Here is a 21,260-nt window from a genome sequence, read left to right on the forward strand (position 1 = left end):
AAAACCTGCCCTGCGCGCACCGGTGAAAGTGCCGGTGCGGGCAGGGTGGGGCAGAGCTTTCAATAGGCCGGGTGGCTGAAACGGGCCTGGCGTGCGTCCTTTGTCAGGTCGCGGAAATCCTTGCCGCTCACATGCACCAGCGTCCTATGGTCACCGCCCTCGAAATAGATTTCGGGAGCGTCGCCGAGGCTTTCATCGAGGACCACTGGCACATCATAGGCAGCGCCGATCGGCGGCACAGCGCCGACATCGCAATCGCCGAACAACGAGACCACCTCGTCTTCGGAGGCAAGTCCAAGAGGCTTCTCCATGACATCCTGCAATGTCGCGAGTTCTATCCTGTGCGTGCTTGGAACCACGGCGAGCGCGTAGCCACGGTCGTGGTGAACGACCACCGATTTGGCCATTATGCTGCCAGGCACATGTGCCGCAATGGCGGATTGTCTGCTTGTCGCCGTGCGGTGATGCTCGACGGTGTCGTAGGAAATTCCTTTCCTATCGATGAAGTCCTTCAGTCTGTTTGCGATGGTCATCTTGGGCGCCCCTTGCTGGTGTTCGCGACGCATGTGGAAACGCCGGCATCGCCTGTCGTTTCCGATACCAACAGAAATGGACCAGCCGTGGATTGTTTCAAGGCGAAGGCTCCAGGACCGGACGGCCCGGATCCGGATTGCATGTCAGGGCCCGGCCCCGAAAAACGCCATTCGGGTGAGAAGCGTGTAGTCCGCTTCGAAGACCATCATCGTCACGAACACCAGAACCAGCACCGGCGGCAGAATAATTGCATATGCCAGTGCCAGCCGTTCCCAGGCCATGTGCATGAAGATGGCGACGATCAGTCCTGCCTTGAGGATCATGAAGATCAGGATCAGCGACCATCTGAGATAGCCGTGGAGACCGAAATAGTCGACCAGATAGGAGCAGGTGCTGAGGATGAACAACCACGCCCAGACCACCAGATAGAGCTTGATCGGGTGCTCCTGATGAACCTCCGCCGGGGTAACGCCGGTCGTCGTCGCATCATGGGTACGGGCGCTGTCCAGTGCGTGTTGTCCCAGGCCGTTTGCGGTTGCTTCAGCCATGTCCTGCCTCTCACCAAAGATAGAAAAATGCGAAAATGAACACCCAGACCAGGTCGACGAAATGCCAGTAAAGCCCCATGATTTCGACGTTCTCGTAGCGGCCCCTTCGGCTGGTGAAGAAGCCGGGCCGTCCGACATCGTAATCCCCGCGCCAGACCTTTCGCGCCACGATGATCAGGAAGATCACCCCGATCGTCACGTGCGTGCCGTGGAAGCCGGTGATCATGAAAAAGGATGCGCCGAACTGGGCAGCGCCCCAGGGATTGCCCCAAGGCCGCACGCCCTCGGTGATCAGCTTGGTCCATTCGAAGGCCTGCATGCCGACAAAGGTCGCGCCGAGTGCTGCGGTCAAGAGCATCAGCACTGCCGTTTTGCGGCGGTCGCGGCGGTAGCCGAAATTGACCGCCATGGCCATCGTTCCGCTGCTCGAGATCAGCACGAAGGTCATGATGGCGATAAGGATCAGTGGAATGTCGGAGCCACCGATGCGCAGGGCGAAGACCTCGCTCGGATTGGGCCACGGCACACGTGTTGAGATACGCGCGGTCATGTAGGAGAGCAGGAAGCAGCCGAAGATGAACGTGTCGCTGAGCAGGAAGATCCACATCATGGCCTTGCCCCAGGACACGTTTTTGAACGCCCGCTGATCCGAGGACCAGTCGGCGGCGATGCCTTGCCAGCCTGCGGGCCGCGGCTCTGTTCGGCCGATGTGGGCCAGTGTCGTCTCTGCCATCCGCCCGTTCCTCCTAGGTCAGCAACCCTCGGCAAATGTCGATTAAAGTCGAAGCCCAGCCGGCCAGAAGCGCAAAGATGGCGAGCCAGACGAAAAGCAGGAAATGCCAGTACATGGCGCACAGCTCGACACTGAGGCGAAGCCGCTGCGGCTGCGCTCCGTTCCAGGCGCCGACGCTCGTTCTGCCCAGCCCGACCAGTCCTCCCAGTATATGCAGGCCATGCATTCCCGTTAGCAGGTAGAAGAAGCTGTTGGCCGGATTGGATGCCAGAAAATAGCCATCCGCACTCAGTTCCCGCCATGCCACAAGCTGTCCAATCAGGAAGACGAGTGCCGTGAGTCCAGCGGTGGCGAGGCCGAGCCTGACCATATCCACTTGACCCTTGCGCACCGCGAGCGAAGCGCACTGTATCGCGATGCTGCTCAAGACCAGTACGCCGGTGTTAAGCCAGAGCAGGGGCGGGATGGGCAGCGGCCGCCAATCCGACAGCGCCATGCGCATGAAGTAAGCACTGGTGAACAGCGCGAACAGGCAGCCGACGACGGCAAGGAAGACGCCGAGACCGATCTTTGCGGTCGGCAGCGCCGATCGGTCCAGAGCGACAAAATCCCCGATCATACCTTGCTCGAGCCACGGCTTCGTCATTAGCCGCTGATGGGAAAGCCACCACCCGGCAATACCGGCGATCACGAGCAGGAAGACCAGGATTACGCTCATGCCGGCTCCCTGGAGGGCGCGAAGGAGCCCGGAACGTTTTGCGGTATGAAGTCCTCCTTGGCTCCCGGTACGCTGTAGTCATAGGCCCAGCGATAGACGATCGGCAGATCCTTGCCGAAATTGCCGTGGGCGGGCGGTGTTTCGGGCGTCTGCCACTCGAGCGTCGTTGCCCGCCACGGATTGCCGCCAGCCTCACGGCCATGGCGGATGCTCCAGATGAGATTAAACAGAAACACAATCTGAGCAAAACCGACTATAAAAGCCATGATGCTGATAAACGAGTTCAGGTGGTGGGCCGATTCCGTCATGATCGTCATGTCGGTCAATTCGTTGTACCGCCGCGGCACGCCCATCAAGCCGAGATAGTGCATGGGAAAGAAGATCAGATAGGCGCCGAGGAAGGTGACCCAGAAATGGAACCGGCCCAGTGTCTCGTTCAGCATCCGGCCGGTGACCTTCGGATACCAGTGATAGATCGCGCCGAAGATTACGATGATCGGGGCAACCCCCATGACCATATGGAAATGGGCGACGACGAACATCGTGTCCGAAAGCGGAACGTCGACGACGACATTGCCAAGAAATAGCCCAGTCAACCCGCCATTGACGAAGGTGACGATGAAGGCCAAGGCAAAAAGCATCGGTATGGTGAGGTGGATGTCGCCGCGCCACAGCGTCAGCACCCAATTGTAGACCTTGATGGCTGTTGGGACGGCGATGATCAATGTCGTTGTGGCGAAGAAAAAGCCGAAATAGGGATGCATGCCACTGACATACATGTGGTGCGCCCAGACCACGAAGCTCAGCGCGCCGATGCCGACGATGGCCCAGACCATCATGCGGTAGCCGAAGATGTTCTTGCGCGCATGGGTGCTGATCAGGTCGGATACGATGCCGAAGGCCGGAAGCGCCACGATGTAGACCTCCGGATGGCCGAAGAACCAGAACAGATGCTGGAACAGGATCGGGCTGCCGCCGCCGTGCTGCAACTGTTCGCCCATCTCGACGATCGCCGGCATGAAGAAGCTGGTGCCGAGCGCCCGGTCGAGCAGCATCATCACGCAGGCGACGAACAGCGCCGGGAAGGCGAGCAGTGCCATGACGGTGGCGGTGAAAATACCCCAGACAGTAAGCGGAAGGCGCATCAGCGTCATGCCGCGCGTGCGCCCCTGCAGCACCGTCACGACATAGTTCAAGCCGCCCATGGTAAAGCCGACGATGAACAGGATCAGCGAGACAAGCATCAGGATGATGCCCCAGTCCTGGCCGCCTGGCGTACCGGTCATGATCGCCTGCGGCGGATAGAGCGTCCAGCCGGCACCCGTCGGTCCGCCGGGCGCAAAGAAGCTCGACACCAGGACCAGCACGGCGAGCAGATAGATCCAGTAGCTCAGCATGTTGACATAGGGAAAGACCATGTCGCGAGCACCAACCATCAACGGGATCAGATAGTTGCCGAAGCCGCCCAGGAAGAGTGCCGTGAGCAGGTAGATCACCATGATCATGCCGTGCATGGTGATGAACTGGTAGTAGGCTTCCGGGGTGATGAAGTCGAATGTGCCGGGGAAGCCGAGTTGCAGCCGCATCAGCCAGGATAGCACCAGCGCGACCATGCCGATCGCTGTCGCCGTCGCCGAATACTGGATGGCGATGACCTTGGCGTCCTGCGAGAAAACGTATTTCGTCCACCAGCTGTGCGGATGGTAGAGTTCCATTTCCGCGACTTCGGCCGGCGGTACCGCATCTGCAGGTGTGATATCGACCATAGGAACACCTCCGTGCCCTTCTCGGCCAGCCCGACAGTTCGGACTTGCCGCATTAACTTCAATCCCGACGGCGCGCCGTCGTTCCGGTTTCCTACTCTGCCGAGCCCATCTGCTGGGGCGCGGACAGCTGCGCAAAAGTCTGCTGCTGGCCAAGCCACGCCAGATAGTCTTCCTGAGTATCGACCATGACCACGCCATGCATCATCGGATGTCCCTGGCCGCAGAGTTCGGCACACAGGACCTGGAAGGTTCCGGTCTTGGTAGGAGTGAACCAGAAATAGGTGACCGAGCCCGGGATCATGTCCATCTTGGCGCGGAATTCCGGCACGTAGAAATCGTGCAGCACATCGATCGAGCGGAGCAGCATCTTGACCGGTTTGCCTACCGGGAGGTGCAGGTCGGCCGCTTCCACTACGACATCGTCCTGACCGTTGGCATCGGTGGCGATGACGCCGAGTGGATTTTCAGCGTTGACGTCGCGAGTGTCGGATGTGCCGAGCTTGCCGTCCTTGCCGGGGAGGCGGAAACTCCATTGCCACTGCTGGCCGACGACTTCGACCTCGGTTGCGTCGCTTGGAACGGTAACGAACCGGCTCCAGACGAACAGGCCTGGAACGAGCAAAGCGGTGACACCAACCGCGGTGACGACCGTCAGCCAGGATTCGAGCCGCCTGTTCTCAGGTTCGTATGCCGCCTGATTGCCTTCCCGATGACGGAAGCGGAAGACGCAATAGGCCATGAAAAGAACCACGGCGGCGAAGACGACACCGGTGATCCAGAAAGTTATGATGATGGTGTTGTCGATATAGTCCCAGTTCGAGGCAATCGGCGTCCACCACCATGGGCTCAGGAAGTGGAACAACACCGAGCCCACGACTATCAGAACGAGTACAAGCGCAACGGCCATGTCCCGGTTCCTCCCGGTATTCCAAGCGGCGCAAGCCGTCCCGGGAAATACCAAGTGCATCATAACTTGATTTGCGATGAAAATTCTAGAGCCGGCTGTGGGAAGGGCAAAAATACCCATTTCGCGGCGCTGGCGGTCCTTCGGTTCGGCGGTGATCAGCGGCAGGCCCTCATCTATTTCCAGCTCACCCGCCCGATGCGGCCACGCGGCAAACATCGTCAGCGTGGAGTAGCCGGCAATGGCGGGCACGCCGAATGCGCCTAGCAGAACCACCGGAACGGCGATCGTCGGGGATCCCTCCACCTGCTCGACCGACAGCTCGACGAAGGGAGTGGAGCCACTTTATTGGCCGGCAGATGTCACCCGCCAAACTGTGTTGCCGACGTCGTCGGCGATGAGCAGGGCCCCGGTTTTGTCGACAGCCAGGCCGACAGGCCGGCCGCGCGCCTTGTTGTCCTTGTCCAGGAAGTCAGTCACCACGTCGGTAGCGACGCCGCTCGGACGGCCGCCGCTGAATGGTACGAAAACTACCTTGTAGCCATTGAAGCGCGTGCGGTTCCAGCTGCCATGCTCGCCAACGAAGGCGCCGCCGCGATATGCCTCGGGAAGGCTGGTTGCCGCATAGAAGGCCAGCCCCAGAGGGGCGACGTGGGAACTCAGTGCATAATCCGGAACGATCGCTTTTGCGACCAGGTCCGGACGTTGGGGCATGACGCGGGGATCGAGATGCTGGCCGTAATAGCTGTATGGCCATCCGTAGAAGCCGCCATCCTTTACCGAGGTCAGATAATCCGGCACGAGATTGGGGCCGAGCTCGTCGCGTTCATTGATCACTGCCCAGAGCGCCCCGGTCTGCGGCTCCCAGCTCAGGCCGTTTGGATTGCGCAAACCGCTGGCGAAAATGCGCGACCGGCCGGTGGCCCTGTCTACCTGCCAGATGGCGGCGCGGTTCTTCTCCGCCTCGATGCCGTTTTCGGCGACGTTGCTGTTCGAGCCGATGCCGACATAGAGCAGCGAGCCGTCGGGGCTTGCCACCAGGCTCTTCGTCCAATGGTGGTCGATCGGGCCGCCGGGCAGGGCGGTTAGCGGCGTCCCGGGCGCGGTGATCTTTGTGTCACCGGTGTTGTAGGGATAGCGGACGATGGAGTCGGTATTGGCGACGTAGAGATCGCTTCCCACCAGCGCCACGCCAAAGGGGGAGCTCAGGTGGTCGAGGAATACGCTGGTCAGCTCCGGCTTGCCATCGCCATCGGCGTCGCGCAGCAGCGTAATGCGGTTGCTTGGGCCGCTGTCGCCGCCCGAGGTGACCCAGGATTCGATCCAGCCCATCACCAAATCCTTGGGCCGTTTGATCGGTTCGCCACCCGGCGCCTTGGACTCGACCACCAGCACGTCGCCATTGGGCAGCACATAAAGCGACCGCGGATGCTGCAAGCCGTGGGCAAAAGCCTGGATCTGCAGCCCCTGCGCGACTGTCGGCTTCTCATCGCTCTTCCATCCGACCACGGAAGCGAGATGCATCGGCGGGAAGAAATATTGGATCGGCTCCGGCAGTTTTGGATTCGGCCCTATCTGACTGCTGGGATCCGGGTCGTTGCCGCTGCACGCTGCAAGAGTGATCGCCGCAGTGCAAACGAGGACGGACACCGCGATGCGCCTGGTCTGACCGATGGAGCTTGCTATGCGCATCAATCCGCGACTCCGACGTGATGCCGGTACACCATGGACCAGCCCAGCCAACCAGTGAAGATGAGGACGAGCACGACAACCGCCGAGAGGATCAAGCCTGTAGGAACGATGGAGGTCCATGCATCGCGGGTGTGCACGAGCATGTTGATGATGGATAACGCCAGCGCCAGAAGATTGCCGAGCACGTGCGGCCAGGCGGGGGGCTGTGCCCTTATCAGCGGATTGGCCAGGAAATCGATCAGCCCCGCGATCGCTGCCAGGCAGCCCATGATCACGCCGACGGTAACCAGCCAAGCGGAGAAGTCAGCCCACATCATCTCCGCTGTTCGCCAATAGGCTAGATCCGTCAGCAGGGTGCCGACGAAGCAGGCGATCGGAAATGGCACGAGCATCGGATGAATAGGATGTCCCGCAATCCTGGCCGTCGAACGCGGATTGTCACCGACCATAATGCGCCATCCTTCCTATTCTCGTCCAAACAAACGCCGCCTACCCGGCCTCCGGCGGCTGTTGCCGAGAGACCGGCAGACGACCGATAGATCCGTCAGGCCCAAAAAAGGGCGCTGGCTGGCTGCGCCTGTTAGGCGGCGGACTGGGTCGGCGGGTTCTGATACATCATCCAGAGCTCGATCGCCGCCAGCACGGCGACCAGAATGCCGATCACGACATGCACGGTCATCGCCGTGGTCGCCTGGAATCCAAGCACCCAGGGCGATGCGAGAACCCACAGTCCGACGACCAGGTTCACCCACTCTTCCCACACGGCAAATGCTGCGAGGGCGGCAACCGAAAGCACGACAATCAAGATTCCGCTGCCGAGGGCGTTCTGCGTCTGCGGGCCTGCCGCAAAGGTGAAGATCCAGGGGGAGAAGAACAGAATTGCCCCAAGGATCAGGTTGGCTACGTCACAGAGCCTGGCGTTTGTCCACTGGTTCATGGCATCCTCCATAGGGAGCGTTTATGGCTCCCGAGTTCGGCAAGGTGGTGCCTGAGTTCGGCGAGATGCGCCCGAAGCCGCTCACTCCGTGTCACGGTAGTGCCCTGCCCGGCTGGAATTCCGCATCTGGCGGTACTCCAGCCAAATCCAGCTATCTAACTGAATTCCGGGCTTTATGTTCCATTCGGCACCGGCACGCCTGGATCAATTGGTGGTGATCGAGCGATCCAAAGGCTGCCTGTCAGGGGCGGCGGGGCGGCGGCGCGTAGCTCATTCTGTCTTTTTATCGAGCCGGTGAAACATTTCTCGTGGATCGCAGTTCTTGGATGCAGAGGAGTTGAATAAGGGAAACCTGATTGCACGGGAGGAGCACGGACGGCACAACTATAAATGCGCTCTGCATAGAATACTTCGCAACGGGAAGCTCTCGCTTGTCTTGGTTGCCGCCGAAGCTTGTTTGAAAGACGGCGATCGCCGCCGAAAAGATTTTCTAGATGAAAATAGCCCAGATCGCACCGCTAACCGAATCCGTGCCGCCCCGAACCTACGGTGGAACCGAGCGAATTGTTTCGTATCTGACCGAAGAACTTGTCCGACAGGGCCACGAGGTGACGCTGTTCGCCAGCGCCGATTCTCGTACCTCAGCCGAGCTGGTGCCGTGTTGCGACGTCGCGCTGCGCCTGAACCCCAGGGTCCAGGACGGTGGTCCGCACCATGTGATGATGCTTGAACGGGTGCGCCGGCGAGCCGGTGAATTCGACGTTTTGCATTTCCACGTCGATGTTCTGCACTTCCCCATAATTCGGGATTTTGCCAGACGAACGGTTACCACGCTTCACGGCAGGCTCGACCTGCCCGATCTGGCGCAGCTTTATGCGATGTTCGACGACGTTCCCCTGGTCTCGATTTCCTTCGACCAGCGCCGGCCCATGCCGCCCGTCAATTGGGTTGGAACCGTGCATCATGGCCTACCCCGCGATCTTCTGCCATTCCACCCGAACACCTCTGGCTATCTTGCGTTTCTCGGTCGCATCTCGCCGGAAAAGGGGCCGGAAGCCGCCATACAAATAGCAGCGCGGGCCGGGTTTCCCCTGAAGATCGCCGCCAAAATCGACAAGGTGGACCAGTCGTTCTGGAAGGAAAGGGTCGAGCCGCAAGTGCTGCGGCATTCGAACGTGGAGTTCATTGGCGAGATCGATGAGCGGCAAAAGGCGGATTTTCTGGGCAATGCGAAAGCGCTTTTGTTTCCGATCGACTGGCCGGAACCCTTCGGTCTCGTAACGATCGAAGCAATGGCCTGCGGTACGCCGGTGGTTGCGTTCCGGCGTGGCGCCGTCCCGGAGATCATCGATGACGGTGTGTCCGGATGGATCGTGGATACGGTGGAGGAAGCCGTGGGCGCGCTCCGGCGCATAGACAGCCTCGATCGCGCACGAGTGCGGCAGACGTTCGAGAAGCGGTTCACGGTCGAGCGCATGTGCAGCGATTATCTGGCACTCTACCGAGCACTCACGAGCGGCACGGCAGACGCAGTTGCCCCCACAAACGAGCTCTCCAGAAATATCGCGATGGTGGCTGTGCCGGGCTGAGGAACCGACTGATCCACATACAGACCACGACGGCGGAGTCCGGGAGCGCCTGCGGGGTCTTGTCGCCGGGCGCGGCGATCGCGCCAGAAGCCTTTGATCAGCAGCAAGCCTTCCCGGGACTAATGCTTTCGCGAGCGGCGTCGTACTGCCGCCCGGTCCGGATTGACGCGCGCTACTTTCGCTGCAAAGGTGCTTTAACGACTTGTTTACCATGCGTCGGTCAGGGGTGGGGGAATTTGGAACGGTTTCTGGGCGCGAACCGCCTTAATTGGGATGATCGGGCCGAACTGCACTCGACCGACACAACGGGCAGCTACCACATCGAGAATGTGCTGGCCGGCGGATCCAATCTCTATGAGCTGGAAACGCGCGAGCTCGGCGATATCGCCGGCAAGGATATCGTCCACCTGCAGTGTCACATCGGTCTTGACACGATCAGCCTGAAGAATCTCGGCGCAGGCAGCGTGACCGGGCTCGACTTTTCACCGACGGCGATCGTGGCGGCGCGGGATTTTGCTGCGAAGGCAGGCACCGACGTGCGCTTCGTGGAAGCGCCACTGTTCGAGGCGGTGGAAGCGCTCGGCCGGACCTTTGATATCGCTTACGTTACCTGGGGTTCGGTAAACTGGCTGGACGACGTGTTCCGTTGGGCGCGGGTGGTTGCCGATCTTCTGCGACCCGGCGGCCGCCTCTACATGGCCGAGGGCCATCCATTGCTGTTTCAGTGCGATCGAAAGGCCGCGGCCCTGGAATTGAAGCACGACTGGCGAACGCCGATAGCTCGGCCGCTCGCCTGGAACGAGGAACTGACCTACACCGGCGATGATCGCATCTTGAAGCATCCTCGCTATTATGAATGGATCCACCCGATCAGTGACGTGGTGAATGCGCTGATTTCAGCTGGTCTGACGCTCGATTTTCTCAATGAGCATGACACGGTTTCGTGGCAGCACTTTTCATTTGCCGTGCGGGCCGGCAAGGATATGTACGGCTTGCCGGAGAACTCTCCCAAGATACCGATGGCTTATTCCATTGGCGCGACGAAGCGCAGCGTCGGCAAGATACCATACCTTGTGTCTCCCAAGGCGATTGAGGGGCACTAGTCCAGGTCAACGCTCCAGAGTACCCGGGTCGGAGCGTCGACTTGTGCAATCGCGCTCGCGCTCCTCGATCTTCCGAGCAAGCCAGGTCTAGCCGGCCTCTCTCTCGGTCCGCTTCCACAGACGAGCGCCTTGAGATGAGCAGATCTCCTCGCGAATGGTCGACAGACGCTGGATCGCCGGCGCCAGCGCATCTCAATCAGTGGGACCATGGCAGTGGAAGTCGGCAGCTGGCTCCAACCGCTCGGGCCTGCAACATCAGCAACGGTCGGAAGTGCAAAAGCTCTAAGGAGCGTGAAGGTCAAATTAAACATTGAAAGCTAATGTTCCTCATCGGGTCGACCCGAAAACCTGAAATGGCACTTGAGGAATCGCCTATTGGCTTTTTTCCGCGCTAGGTTCGGCGGCATCAAGGAGGTCGTCTTTTCGTCGGCAAATATTCCGGCGGCGATCGCGCTTGTCGTCATACTTATCAGCGCTGCGTTCGCGGAGCACCAGAACAAAGTCGTCTCGGACCAGGCCGTCCGTTCGGACGTGCTGACCAAGGTCAACCTCATCCGCGCCAAGCTCGAAGGCAATATCAACGGAAACCTTCAACTCGTGCGTGGATTGGTCTCCGCGGTCGTGACCGAGCCCTATATGGGACAGCAACGCTTCGCCTCACTCGCGAGCAATCTGTTTGGCGCCGACTCGCAATTGAACAATATTGCCGGCGCGCCCGATCTGGTCGTTTCCCTGATGTACCCGATGGAGGGTAACGAGCAGGCGATGGGCCTGGACTACCGCAAGAACGAACGACAGCGTGCGGCTGCGCTAAGGGCGCGAGACGAACGCAAGCTGGTGCTTGCCGGCCCCGTCGAGCTGAAGCAGGGAGGACAAGGCTTCATCGGCCGCTTTCCGGTTTTCGTGCGGAGCGCGGGCAATACGGAAAGGTTCTGGGGCATCATTTCCGCCGTTGTCGACGTGCAGCGTCTTTATCGGGCGAGCGGGCTGCTTGACGACGATCTCGGGATTGACATAGCGCTGATCGGCAGGGACGCTCTCGGCCAAAATGGAGACCAATTCTACGGTAGTGAGCGGATCAGCAAAAGCGATCCGGTGACAGCCGACGTTGTGCTCCCGTCCGGTTCGTGGCAAATCGCGGCCATTCCCAAAAATGGCTGGCCTTCGACGCCAAGCAACGCATGGTTGTTGCGCGCTATCATGGCGACGGCCGGAGCCTTGGTTGTGTTCCCTTTCCTGGTCACAGGCCGCCTGATTGGCGAAAGACAGCGCAATTATGCGGAATTGCGTCGATTGTCACGACGCTTGGAACTCGCCCTGGAAGCTTCGGCTATTGGGGTTTGGGAACACGATCTCGCGACCAACGAGCTTACGTGGGATGATCGCGTCAACGAAATATATGGCAAACCAACCGGCGAGCACCGGGGCTATCCAGACTGGGCGGGAGCAATCCACCCAGATGATTTGGCTGGCGCCAACGCGGACTTCGACAGGGCGGTGGCCAGCGGACGACCATATTTGTCGGAGTACCGGATTGTGCGTCAGGATGGCGAGATCCGTCATGTCCGGTCCAAGGCGATCGTTTACCGGGTCGCAAACGACACCCCAAAAATGATCGGCGCGGAATGGGACGTGACTGCCGACGTCCTGCTGAACAAGGATCTGGTTCGTGCAAAACAGCTGTCCGAGTCGAAAAATGCAGAACTCGAGTCAGCCAAAGCGCGCATAGAGCACATCGCGCTTCATGATTCGCTGACCGGCTTGCCCAACCGGCGTTACCTCGACCAGGTACTGGAACATTACGCGGCAAACGCCAGGCGCTCAGGCGGGCACGCGGCACTGCTTCACATAGATCTGGATCGGTTCAAGCACATCAACGATACGCTGGGCCACGCCGCCGGTGACGCGATGTTGGTTCACGCGTCAACCGTGCTCAGGTCGAAGGTCGGCGACGAGGGATTCGTCGCCCGTATCGGGGGAGACGAATTCATCGTTCTGTGCGTGGTGCGCGACGATACCAAGCAGCTGGCGCTGCTCGCCGACCGCGTCATCAGCCAGATGCGCGAACCGGTCTACTATCAGGGTCATCGATGCCGTTTTGGTGTCAGCGTGGGAATCGCTGTCGATAACGGAAAAGATGTCGAAGCCAAACACCTGCTGGTGAACGCCGATATCGCGCTTTACCGAGCAAAGGGGCGGGGGCGCAATCGATACGAATTCTTCACCGACGCGATGCAAAGCGAAATCGTCGATACCAAGCGGATTGCCGACGAAATTCTCGGCGGCCTTGAGCGCAACGAGTTCATCCCGTTCTACCAGCCCCAATTTGACGCAAAGACGCTCGAAATCGTTGGGGTTGAGGCGCTAGCGAGGTGGAAACATCCAATAAAGGGTATTTTGGCGCCCGACGTCTTCCTGAGAATTGCAGAAGAACTGAACGTTGTCTCGATCATCGACCAAGCCATATTGAAGCAATCGCTTTCGGATTTCGAAGCGTGGTCCGCTGCAAAACTTCACATTCCGCGGGTGTCGGTCAATGTCTCGGCCAGGCGCCTTCAGGATGAGGAGCTCATCAAGAGCCTGCGAGAGCTAAATATCAAGAAGGGAACAGTTTCGTTTGAGCTTGTTGAGTCGATTTTCCTGGACGAGAACGACGACCTTGTCACGTGGAACATCGAGCAGATAAAAGAGCTGGGGATTGACGTCGAAATAGACGATTTTGGTACCGGCTACGCTTCGATGGTCAGTCTGCTGAAGTTGCAGCCGCGCCGGCTGAAGATTGATCGGCAGCTGGTCACCCCAATCGTCAAATCTCCGCAGAGAAGGCAGGTTGTCTCGTCGATCATTGAAATCGGCAAGTCGCTGGGTATCGAGGTCGTGGCGGAAGGCGTTGAGACGATGCAGCATGCACGGCTACTCAAGGGCCTGGGCTGCGACATATTGCAGGGTTATGCCTTCGGCCACGCGTTCGACTCCGAGGGACTTAAGACCTTTGTCCGATCGCGGCGCCTGCGCACGGCCAGCTGAGCCTCGGCGCCAGAATTTATCGAGCCGACCGCCTTCACGTTGCGGTACATAGGCGTACAGCGGACAAAGCTGAAAACAACGCCAAACCTCAGATCAGCAGCAGCCCCTTCATGCTGGAGTGGCCTTTCCTGCCGATGATGATGTGGTCGTGAACGGCAATACCAAGCGGTTTGGCCGTCTCGATGATCAGCTTGGTCATCTCGATGTCGGCGCGCGACGGCGTCGGGTCTCCCGACGGATGGTTATGCGCCAGAATGATCGCCGTGGCGGAGAGCTCCAAGGCGCGCCTGACCACCTCGCGCGGATAGACCGGTGTGTGGTCGACGGTGCCGACCTGCTGGACTTCGTCGGCGATCAGCGCGTTTTTCTTGTCGAGGAACAGGATGCGGAACTGCTCGCGCTCCTCGAAGGCCATCACCGACCGGCAGTATTCGAGAACCTGCGTCCAGGTCGACAACAGCTCGCGGCCGGCGATCTCGCCGCGCGCCATGCGCTGCGCCGTTGCCGCAACCACCTTGAGGTCGAGCGCCACCGCCGGGCCGATGCCCTTCACCTCCTGCAGGCGCTCGACGGACGCACCGAGGACCTCGGCCAATGTACCGAAGCGTGCCAGCAATGCCTTGGCGACCGGCTTGGTGTCGGCGCGCGGGATCAGCCGAAACAATAAAAGCTCGAGCAGTTCGTAGTCGGGGAGGGTGTTGGCACCGGCGGCGAAGCGCTCGCGCAGGCGGTCGCGATGGCCGAGATAATGCGGCTTGTCGGCGGCCACCGCCTTCGCGGGCGATCGCACTGGCCTTTCGGGAAAGAAGGCCCGCTCGTCGTCGTTATTGTTCATGGCTGCCCCACCCAGCATTTGCCGGGCAAGGTAACGCCCGATCTGCCAGACACTAGGCCCGCAGGCCGGGGCGGTCGAGGTTTTTTGGCGACAGCGTGAAGATCTCGCAGCCGGTCTCGGTGACGCCGATCGTGTGCTCGTACTGCGCCGACAGCGAACGGTCGCGCGTCACCGCGGTCCAGCCGTCCGACAGCACTTTCACATGCGGCCGGCCGAGATTGATCATCGGCTCGACGGTGAAGATCATGCCCGGCCGCATCTCGACGCCTTCGCTGGCGCTGCCGTAATGCAGGATATTCGGCGCGTCGTGAAACAGCCGGCCAACCCCGTGGCCGCAGAAATCGCGCACCACCGAGCAACGCTCGGCTTCGGCATAGGTCTGGATGGCGGCGCCGATGGCGCCGGTTCGGGCGCCCGGCTTGATTGCCGCGATGCCGCGCATCAGGCACTCATACGTGACTTCGAGCAGCCGCTCTGCGGCACGCTTGATCGTGCCCACCGGATACATGCGCGAGGAGTCGCCATGCCAGCCGTCGAGGATATAGGTGACGTCGATATTGACGATGTCGCCATCCTTCAACGGCTTGTTGTCGGGTATGCCGTGACAGACGACGTGGTTGATCGAGGTGCAGGATGATTTCGTATAGCCACGGTAGTTGAGCGTCGCCGGAAGCGCGCCATGGTCCATCCCGAACTCGAAGACGAAGCGATCAATCGCTTCGGTGGTGACGCCGGGCGCCACAATCGGTACCAGTTCGTCGAGGCAGCGCGCGGTGAGATCGCAAGCCTTGCGCATGCCGACAAAACCTTCCTCGTCGTAAAGACGGATCTGGCCGGTGTTTCTGAGCGGTGCCGTGGCGGCGTCGAGATAGGTGACCATTTTATCCGTCTTGCAGGGATGCGGGGCTGGATGAGCCTCCGCGAGAGAAACCTTCCCAGATTTGGCACTGGAAAGCGCAAGGTTCAAGGACGAACTGCCGGCGACCGCCGAAGACCGGCGATATTCACGCCTGGGGGCATTCTCTTTGCCTCTAACGGCCCATGCTTCGCCAGGTTCATTGACCACCGTAGTGACGACACATTTCTAGGTGAGAAGCGGCCCAAGCATTAAGCCGCCACGGCAATTTTTTGCGACGAACGGCGTTACTGCGGGGGTGTCAGTTCGGGAGAGATCGAATGGACAGACTGCAATTCGAGGTGCCGGTGCGGATCGCGCCTGTGCCCGGCCAGCCGGTCGAGGAAATCTACAGTGTCGAGCAGGCGCTCGATTTCCTGCAAACGTGGCCGGTTCGCCGGAAGGGACCAACCTATCAGGCCGCGTTCAATGCCTGTTTTGGCGCCACGGTGGACATCGTCGAGACCGAAGACGCATGGCGGGCCTTCATGGCCTTTTGCCGGGTGAGCGGCCTGCTTGCCAGGGACATGATGGTTCCGCGCAAGCGCGGCGGCGAGGCGAGGGGACTGCGGGCTTAGACAGCCTTCGACGTAGTCCTCAGTCGTCTTCGCCTCTTCTTGCCGACATCCCTATCAGAGTGGCGGGTCCAGCAAAGCTTGCGCAGCATCACGCTGGCGATAGACATGCCAAGTTGAAATGCTGGTACGCCCAAGGGGAATCGAACCCCTGTTACCGCCGTGAAAGGGCGGTGTCCTGACCGCTAGACGATGGGCGCGCTCAGATGTGAGCGCTTATAGTTGCGTCGCGACAAACCGGCAACCCGTCTGCCGCCGGCTGCGACAACTTTTTTCCTTTGGCTCCAAACCGCGTGTTTTTGCCGGCGAAGCTGGTTGCGGCAAAGTACAACGTCGCCGGGGAAGGGGCGTCGCGGCGCCGGAAAGAACCTAGCCGCGCCTGCGGCAGCGCCAGTTCCAGTCGCGCTCGGGGCCGACATCGACATGGACGGATTCGGTGTGGCAGTAGGTGCCGACGCCGCCGCGGCCCGGCATGGTGCGGATATAGCTCGCCAGTTCCCATTTCGAGACGCCGGGAACCTGAATGTCGGCGGCGGCGCAGTACATGTGCAGCGAATTCTTTGCGCCGTTGGCGCGGCGGTTGCGGGCCGGATCGCGATAGCCGGAGGTGACCGTCATCTTGCGGCCGTAGTGGCCTTCGATCGTCTTCAGCACGCGAACCAGCGACGGCTTCAAGCAGGCGACATCGACGCTTTCGTTCTGTTTCAGGAGGCCGTTGGGCGCCAGCCGGGCAAGGCCGGCGGCGGAGGCGACCTGGTAGGCGCCACCCGAACCTTCGTCTTCGTTGAGATCGACGTCACTCTCATCGTCGAGGCCGGATTTGCGCTTGATCTCGAACAGCGCCGTCTGTCGCACGCCGGGCAGCGCATCGGCCGTGAAGTGACTGGTATCGCCCGTCGACACCAGCTGCACCGGCTTTTCAGCCGGATTGGCCGAGGCCAGGGTGACGGTAGGTTTTGCCGCAGGCGTCGCCTTGGCCTGCATGACCGTTGGCTGCCCGCCCGCTCTGCTGTTGGCCGGCGAAGAAGGTGCCGCCGAAGCAGGCGTGGCGCTGAACAGTGAGGCCAGGAAGTTTTTCTTCGGCGCGTAGGCCTGTGGCTGCGGCATCTCGCCGGCGGTCACATAAACCGGGTTGGTCATCGCCGGTGCGGCGGCCTTGGCGTCGGGCTTCGATGCATCAGCACTGTTCTGCGCCACGGCCTGTTCGGCTGTCTGGGCGTGTGGTTGCAGCGGTTGCGGCGTGTGTCCCGCGATCGTCTCGGCTGCCGTGGGGACGGCGATCGGGAATCCAGCGTCGAGCTTGGCCCCTGGCTTGGCCACCGGCACATAGGCGACCTGCTCGGGAAGGTTGGCGTCGCCGTCGGCATTCATCGTCATTTGTGCGCTTGTCATCTGCGACGATGATGCGGCCGTGCTGGCCTGGGGCGCACCGGCGGCCGTGCTGATTTCGGTAGCCGAGGTATTGTAGCCTGGCATGCCGACCGACATGGTCGGGTCGCCGGCCGAGGTGCAGGACGCCAGGAGCACCGAGAAAAGCGCCGCCACAATGGCGCGGCTTTCTCCCTTCGCGAGGCGCGATCCTGCTGATCTCAAAACAAAATTCCCCCTCGATATCCGACCGGTTCGTCATTGGCGCGGCGTCCAAACGTCTCGTCGAAATGACCCTTGTTCCCCGAACCGGAAACGAGACCTGTGTCAAATCTGCAAGCCTCAAAGTAATTTGGCGGCTAGAGGATGAATCAAGGCTGCTCAGGGTTGACGGCACCATTTCGCCCGCTTTTGGCGGCGCGTCAACTCACCACACATTACAGATGGTTACACGCGCACCTTGACATAGGTGCCGGGGGCTTCGCCTAGAACTTGCATATGCTCGCCCGGTTTGCGGGCCGGTACGCGGGTATTGTCCTTGGCTTCGATCCAGCGTTGCCAGTGCGGCCACCAGGAACCGGGATGGTCGGTGGCCCCGGCGAGCCACTGGTCGAAGTCGCCGGCCGGCTTGCCGCCGGTCCAGTAGTGATATTTCTGCGCCGCCGGCGGATTGACGACCCCGGCGATGTGGCCGGAGCCGGCCATGACGTAATCGACCTCGCCGCCGAAATATTTCGAGCCGAGGAAGACCGAAAGCGCCGGCGCGATATGGTCCTCCTTAGAGGCGAGGTTGTAGACCGGAATGGTAACGTCCTTCAGCGAAACCGTGCGGCCCGCCAGTTCCATCATGCCTTGCGAAAGCCTGTTCTCGAGATAGCAATTGCGCAAATAGAAGGAATGGTTGGCAGCGCCCATGCGGGTCGAATCGGAATTCCAGTACAGCAGGTCGAAAGGCAGGGGATCCTTGCCGCGCATGTAGTTGTTGACGACATAGGGCCAGATCAGGTCGCCCGAGCGCAGCATGTTGAAGGCGGTCGCCATCTTGGTACCGTCGAGATAGCCTTTCTCGTTCATCGCCTTTTCGACGGCCGCGACCTGCTCCTCGTCGACGAACACTTTTAGATCGCCGGCATAGGTAAAATCGACCTGGGTGGTGAAGAAGGTGGCGGATTTGATGCGGTTGTCGCCTTCCTGCGCCATCAGTGCCAGGGCCGCCGCCAGAAGCGTGCCGCCGACGCAATAGCCGATGGCGTTGACTTGCCTTTCGCCGGTGGCCTTCTCGATCGTGTCGAGGCCGTATTGCAGGCCCTCCCTGATATAGGCCTCCCAGCTCTTGGCGCCGTGCCGCTCGTCCGGGTTGATCCAGGAGATGACAAAGACGGTGTGGCCTTGCTCGACTGCCCAGCGAATGAAGGATTTTTGCGGGTTGAGGTCGAGGATGTAGTATTTGTTGATCCATGGCGGGCAGATCAGCAGCGGCCGCTTGAGCACGGTGTCGGTAGTCGGTTCGTATTGCAGGATTTCGGCGACGTCGCTGCGGCCGACCACCTTGCCGGGAGTGGTGGCGAGATTCTTACCGATCTCGAAAAGCGAATAATCGGCCTGCCGCAGCTTCAGGTCGCCCTTGCCGGCGGCAATGTCCTCGGCCAGCATCTTCATGCCGCGCACCAGGTTTTCGCCGTTGGAGGCGACAGTCTCGCGAAACAATTCCGGATTGGTCAGGATGAAATTCGACGGCGAGATGGCATTGGACACCTGCTTGACATAAAAGCCGGCCTTGTGGCGGGTGTGCTCGTCCAGGCCGTCGGCGTGCTCGACCAGTTCGGCCGCCCAGCGCGAGGTGACCAGATACGCCTGTTTGAGGAAATCGAAGAAGGCGTTGCGGCCCCATTCCGGGTCCTGGAAACGCTTGTCACCGCGCTCGGGCTTGACCGCGTCCTCGGCGTCCTCGGCGCCGGCGCCGATGCGCTGGACGGCGTTGGCCCAGACGGTCATGTAGCCGGAAAACAGCCGCGTTTGCGCCTCCAGCGCGCGCTGCGGGTCGGAGAGCCAGTACTCGGTGAGCTTGGAGAACGTCTTCACCATGTCGACGACCGGCTCAGCGACGTGATCGCGCACCTCGCCTTTTTCCCGCGGCTCGGCCCATGCCGAGGCGGCCTTGCCGGCCTGCTCGATCATGCGAGCCATGTTCAGCGCGAAGCGTTCCGGGTCCTTCACCAGATATTGCTCGACGGTCGAAGGTTGGTCATCTTCCGCTTTGCCCGAATCGGGTGTTTTGGACATGGTTCGCGGGGTTCCTCCCGAAGCGTTTTGTTGACATATTACCATGGGATACCGAACAGGGTCCAATGTGCTCTAACCCGGCCGCCAGGAAAACAACATGACGATTAATATTGGCAAGAACGTTTTTTCCGGCACTGGTCGTTTTTGCCGCATGGCGCTCGTCATGTTGGCGATGGCCGGTTGCACGAGCAGCAACATGGAAGGTGCGGCGCCCGCCACCGGCCTTGTCGGCGCGAAGGACACCGGTTCCTATCCGAACCTGAACATCCGGCCGCAGGTGGCGGCCGAGCAATTCACCGACGAGGAAAAGAACGCCAAGCTCGCCCAACTGAAGGCCGAGGAGCAGAGCCAGGCCGCCAAGGGCGGCGGCGTTAAGGTTGCGGACCAGGCAGCGCTGGACCAGCTGGCAAAAAAACACGGCGCCGAGGCGCTGAAGCAGATCGAAGGCAAATGCGACCCCGCTCTCGACCCTAGTTGCAAATAGGCTTATACGCGCGACCGCAACCTCACTGTCTGGAACTGCCATGGAAGAATTTCACAAGGTCCGCCGGCTTCCGCCCTATGTCTTCGAACAGGTCAACCGGCTGAAGGCCAGCGCGCGCTCGCGCGGCGCCGACATCATCGACCTTGGCATGGGCAATCCGGACCTGCCGACGCCCAAGGCCATCGTCGACAAACTCTGCGAGGTGGTACGCGATCCGCGCACGCACCGCTATTCGTCGTCGCGCGGCATTCCGGGCCTGCGTCGTGCCCAGGCCAACTACTATGCCCGCCGCTTCGGTGTGAAGCTCGACCCGGACAGCCAGGTGGTGGCGACGCTCGGCTCGAAGGAGGGCTTCGCCAATATGGCGCAGGCGATCACCGCCCCCGGCGACGTGATCCTTTGCCCTAATCCGACCTATCCGATCCATGCGTTCGGCTTCATCATGTCGGGCGGCGTCATCCGCTCGCTGCAGGTCGAGCCGGACGACGGCTTCATCCCGGCCCTGGAGCGCGGCATCCGCCATTCGATCCCGAAGCCGCTGGCACTGATCCTCAATTATCCGTCCAATCCGACGGCACTGGTCGCTTCGCTCGATTTCTACAAGGAGGTGGTGGCCTTCGCGAGGAAGAACGACATCATCATCCTGTCGGATCTTGCCTATTCGGAGATCTATTTCGACGGCAATCCGCCGCCTTCGGTGCTGCAGGTGCCGGGCGCCATAGACGTCGCCGTCGAGTTCACCTCGATGTCGAAGACCTTTTCGATGCCGGGCTGGCGCATGGGTTTTGCGGTCGGCAATGAACGGCTGATCTCGGCGCTGACGCGAGTGAAATCCTATCTCGACTACGGCGCCTTCACGCCGATCCAGGTGGCGGCGGCGCATGCACTCAACGGCGATGGCGCCGACATCGCGGAAGTGCGCGACGTCTACCGCAAACGCCGCGATGTCATGGTCGACGCTTTCAGCCGCGCCGGCTGGACCATTCCCGCACCGGCGGCATCGATGTTCGCCTGGGCGCCGATCCCGGAGCCGTTCAAGCACCTTGGCTCGCTTGAATTCTCCAAGCTCCTGATCGAGCACGCCGACGTCGCGGTGGCGCCGGGCGTCGGCTTCGGCGAGCATGGCGACGATCACGTGCGCATCGCGCTGGTCGAAAACGAGCACCGGATCCGGCAAGCGGCGCGCAACATCAAGCGCTTCCTCGCATCCAGCGCCAAGCAGCCGAATAACGTCGTACCGCTCGCCGCGCTTCGCTGATCTTCTACACA

The 21,260-nt window shown here is 60.8% G+C and carries 19 protein-coding genes and 1 tRNA gene; 6 read left to right on the top strand and 14 right to left on the bottom strand.

Annotated features, from left to right (window positions below):
- Positions 1-59: 59 nt before the first annotated feature.
- The 9 genes from NKH93_RS15115 to NKH93_RS15155 all read right to left on the bottom strand — a co-directional run bounded on the left by NKH93_RS15115 (position 60) and on the right by NKH93_RS15155 (position 7,832).
- Positions 60-533 carry an aminoacyl-tRNA deacylase gene (locus NKH93_RS15115; protein WP_352577606.1) on the bottom strand — a complete coding sequence of 158 codons (474 nt, stop codon included), beginning with the start codon at positions 531-533 and terminating at the stop codon, positions 60-62.
- Between the two features lie 144 nt (positions 534-677).
- Complete coding sequence (locus tag NKH93_RS15120) at positions 678-1,082, bottom strand: cytochrome C oxidase subunit IV family protein (protein WP_352470444.1); 405 nt, start codon at positions 1,080-1,082, stop codon at positions 678-680.
- A gap of 10 nt (positions 1,083-1,092) precedes the next feature.
- Positions 1,093-1,815 (bottom strand): heme-copper oxidase subunit III family protein, encoded by a 723-nt coding sequence (locus NKH93_RS15125; RefSeq protein WP_023678903.1) that lies wholly within the window; start codon positions 1,813-1,815, stop codon positions 1,093-1,095.
- Positions 1,816-1,828: 13 nt separating this feature from the next.
- Positions 1,829-2,533 (bottom strand): cytochrome c oxidase subunit 3, encoded by a 705-nt coding sequence (locus NKH93_RS15130; RefSeq protein WP_352470446.1) that lies wholly within the window; start codon positions 2,531-2,533, stop codon positions 1,829-1,831.
- Positions 2,530-4,299: a cytochrome c oxidase subunit I gene (gene ctaD / locus NKH93_RS15135; protein WP_352470447.1), complete on the bottom strand. Its 1,770-nt coding sequence runs from the start codon at positions 4,297-4,299 to the stop codon at positions 2,530-2,532. Before ctaD ends, NKH93_RS15130 begins: the two co-directional genes overlap by 4 nt.
- Before the next feature lie 91 nt (positions 4,300-4,390).
- Positions 4,391-5,206 (bottom strand): cytochrome c oxidase subunit II, encoded by an 816-nt coding sequence (gene coxB / locus NKH93_RS15140; RefSeq protein ID WP_352500857.1) that lies wholly within the window; start codon positions 5,204-5,206, stop codon positions 4,391-4,393.
- Between the two features lie 342 nt (positions 5,207-5,548).
- Entirely contained in the window at positions 5,549-6,895 is a 1,347-nt protein-coding gene (locus tag NKH93_RS15145) for a PQQ-dependent sugar dehydrogenase (protein WP_352766775.1), read from the bottom strand.
- Positions 6,895-7,344, bottom strand: coding sequence for a DUF2231 domain-containing protein (locus tag NKH93_RS15150; protein WP_352470450.1), 450 nt, complete (start codon positions 7,342-7,344; stop codon positions 6,895-6,897). Before NKH93_RS15150 ends, NKH93_RS15145 begins: the two co-directional genes overlap by 1 nt.
- A 131-nt stretch (positions 7,345-7,475) precedes the next feature.
- Entirely contained in the window at positions 7,476-7,832 is a 357-nt protein-coding gene (locus NKH93_RS15155; protein ID WP_352451366.1) for an SPW repeat protein, read from the bottom strand.
- Between the two features lie 494 nt (positions 7,833-8,326).
- On the opposite strand from NKH93_RS15155, the gene NKH93_RS15160 reads away from it, so the two are divergent.
- The 3 genes from NKH93_RS15160 to NKH93_RS15170 all read left to right on the top strand — a co-directional run bounded on the left by NKH93_RS15160 (position 8,327) and on the right by NKH93_RS15170 (position 13,551).
- On the top strand, positions 8,327-9,421 hold the full coding sequence (locus tag NKH93_RS15160; RefSeq protein WP_352685539.1) for a glycosyltransferase family 4 protein: 1,095 nt from the start codon (positions 8,327-8,329) through the stop codon (positions 9,419-9,421).
- A 59-nt stretch (positions 9,422-9,480) separates the two neighbouring features.
- Positions 9,481-10,524: a class I SAM-dependent methyltransferase gene (locus tag NKH93_RS15165; RefSeq protein ID WP_352685540.1), complete on the top strand. Its 1,044-nt coding sequence runs from the start codon at positions 9,481-9,483 to the stop codon at positions 10,522-10,524.
- Positions 10,525-10,971: 447 nt separating this feature from the next.
- A complete protein-coding gene (locus tag NKH93_RS15170; protein ID WP_352970807.1) occupies positions 10,972-13,551 on the top strand; it encodes a bifunctional diguanylate cyclase/phosphodiesterase in 2,580 nt (859 codons plus the stop codon).
- Between the two features lie 88 nt (positions 13,552-13,639).
- On the opposite strand, the gene radC is transcribed toward NKH93_RS15170, so the two are convergent.
- The gene (radC, locus tag NKH93_RS15175; protein WP_352766770.1) at positions 13,640-14,386 is read right to left on the bottom strand and encodes a RadC family protein; all 747 of its coding nucleotides are present in this window, start codon (positions 14,384-14,386) and stop codon (positions 13,640-13,642) included.
- A 52-nt stretch (positions 14,387-14,438) separates the two neighbouring features.
- On the bottom strand, positions 14,439-15,266 hold the full coding sequence (gene map / locus NKH93_RS15180; protein ID WP_352451363.1) for a type I methionyl aminopeptidase: 828 nt from the start codon (positions 15,264-15,266) through the stop codon (positions 14,439-14,441).
- A gap of 296 nt (positions 15,267-15,562) precedes the next feature.
- On the opposite strand from map, the gene NKH93_RS15185 reads away from it, so the two are divergent.
- Positions 15,563-15,859: a DUF982 domain-containing protein gene (locus tag NKH93_RS15185; protein WP_023678889.1), complete on the top strand. Its 297-nt coding sequence runs from the start codon at positions 15,563-15,565 to the stop codon at positions 15,857-15,859.
- Positions 15,860-15,981: 122 nt separating this feature from the next.
- On the opposite strand, the gene NKH93_RS15190 is transcribed toward NKH93_RS15185, so the two are convergent.
- From NKH93_RS15190 to phaC, 3 genes are all read right to left on the bottom strand, one after another.
- Positions 15,982-16,056, bottom strand: a tRNA-Glu gene (locus NKH93_RS15190).
- 169 nt (positions 16,057-16,225) lie between these two features.
- Entirely contained in the window at positions 16,226-17,401 is a 1,176-nt protein-coding gene (locus NKH93_RS15195; protein WP_352970762.1) for a YcbK family protein, read from the bottom strand.
- Positions 17,402-17,671: 270 nt separating this feature from the next.
- Positions 17,672-19,507, bottom strand: coding sequence for a class I poly(R)-hydroxyalkanoic acid synthase (phaC, locus tag NKH93_RS15200; protein ID WP_352614041.1), 1,836 nt, complete (start codon positions 19,505-19,507; stop codon positions 17,672-17,674).
- 151 nt (positions 19,508-19,658) lie between these two features.
- Here phaC and NKH93_RS15205 point away from each other — a divergent pair, with 151 nt between their 5' ends.
- Both NKH93_RS15205 and NKH93_RS15210 read left to right on the top strand, forming a co-directional pair.
- Positions 19,659-19,991, top strand: a complete 333-nt coding sequence (locus NKH93_RS15205) for a hypothetical protein (RefSeq protein ID WP_352970764.1) — start codon at positions 19,659-19,661, stop codon at positions 19,989-19,991.
- Between the two features lie 40 nt (positions 19,992-20,031).
- Positions 20,032-21,249, top strand: a complete 1,218-nt coding sequence (locus NKH93_RS15210) for an LL-diaminopimelate aminotransferase (protein ID WP_352970766.1) — start codon at positions 20,032-20,034, stop codon at positions 21,247-21,249.
- Positions 21,250-21,260: the final 11 nt, after the last annotated feature.

Source organism: Mesorhizobium sp. M0954 (assembly GCF_040319155.1).
GTDB lineage: Bacteria > Pseudomonadota > Alphaproteobacteria > Rhizobiales > Rhizobiaceae > Mesorhizobium.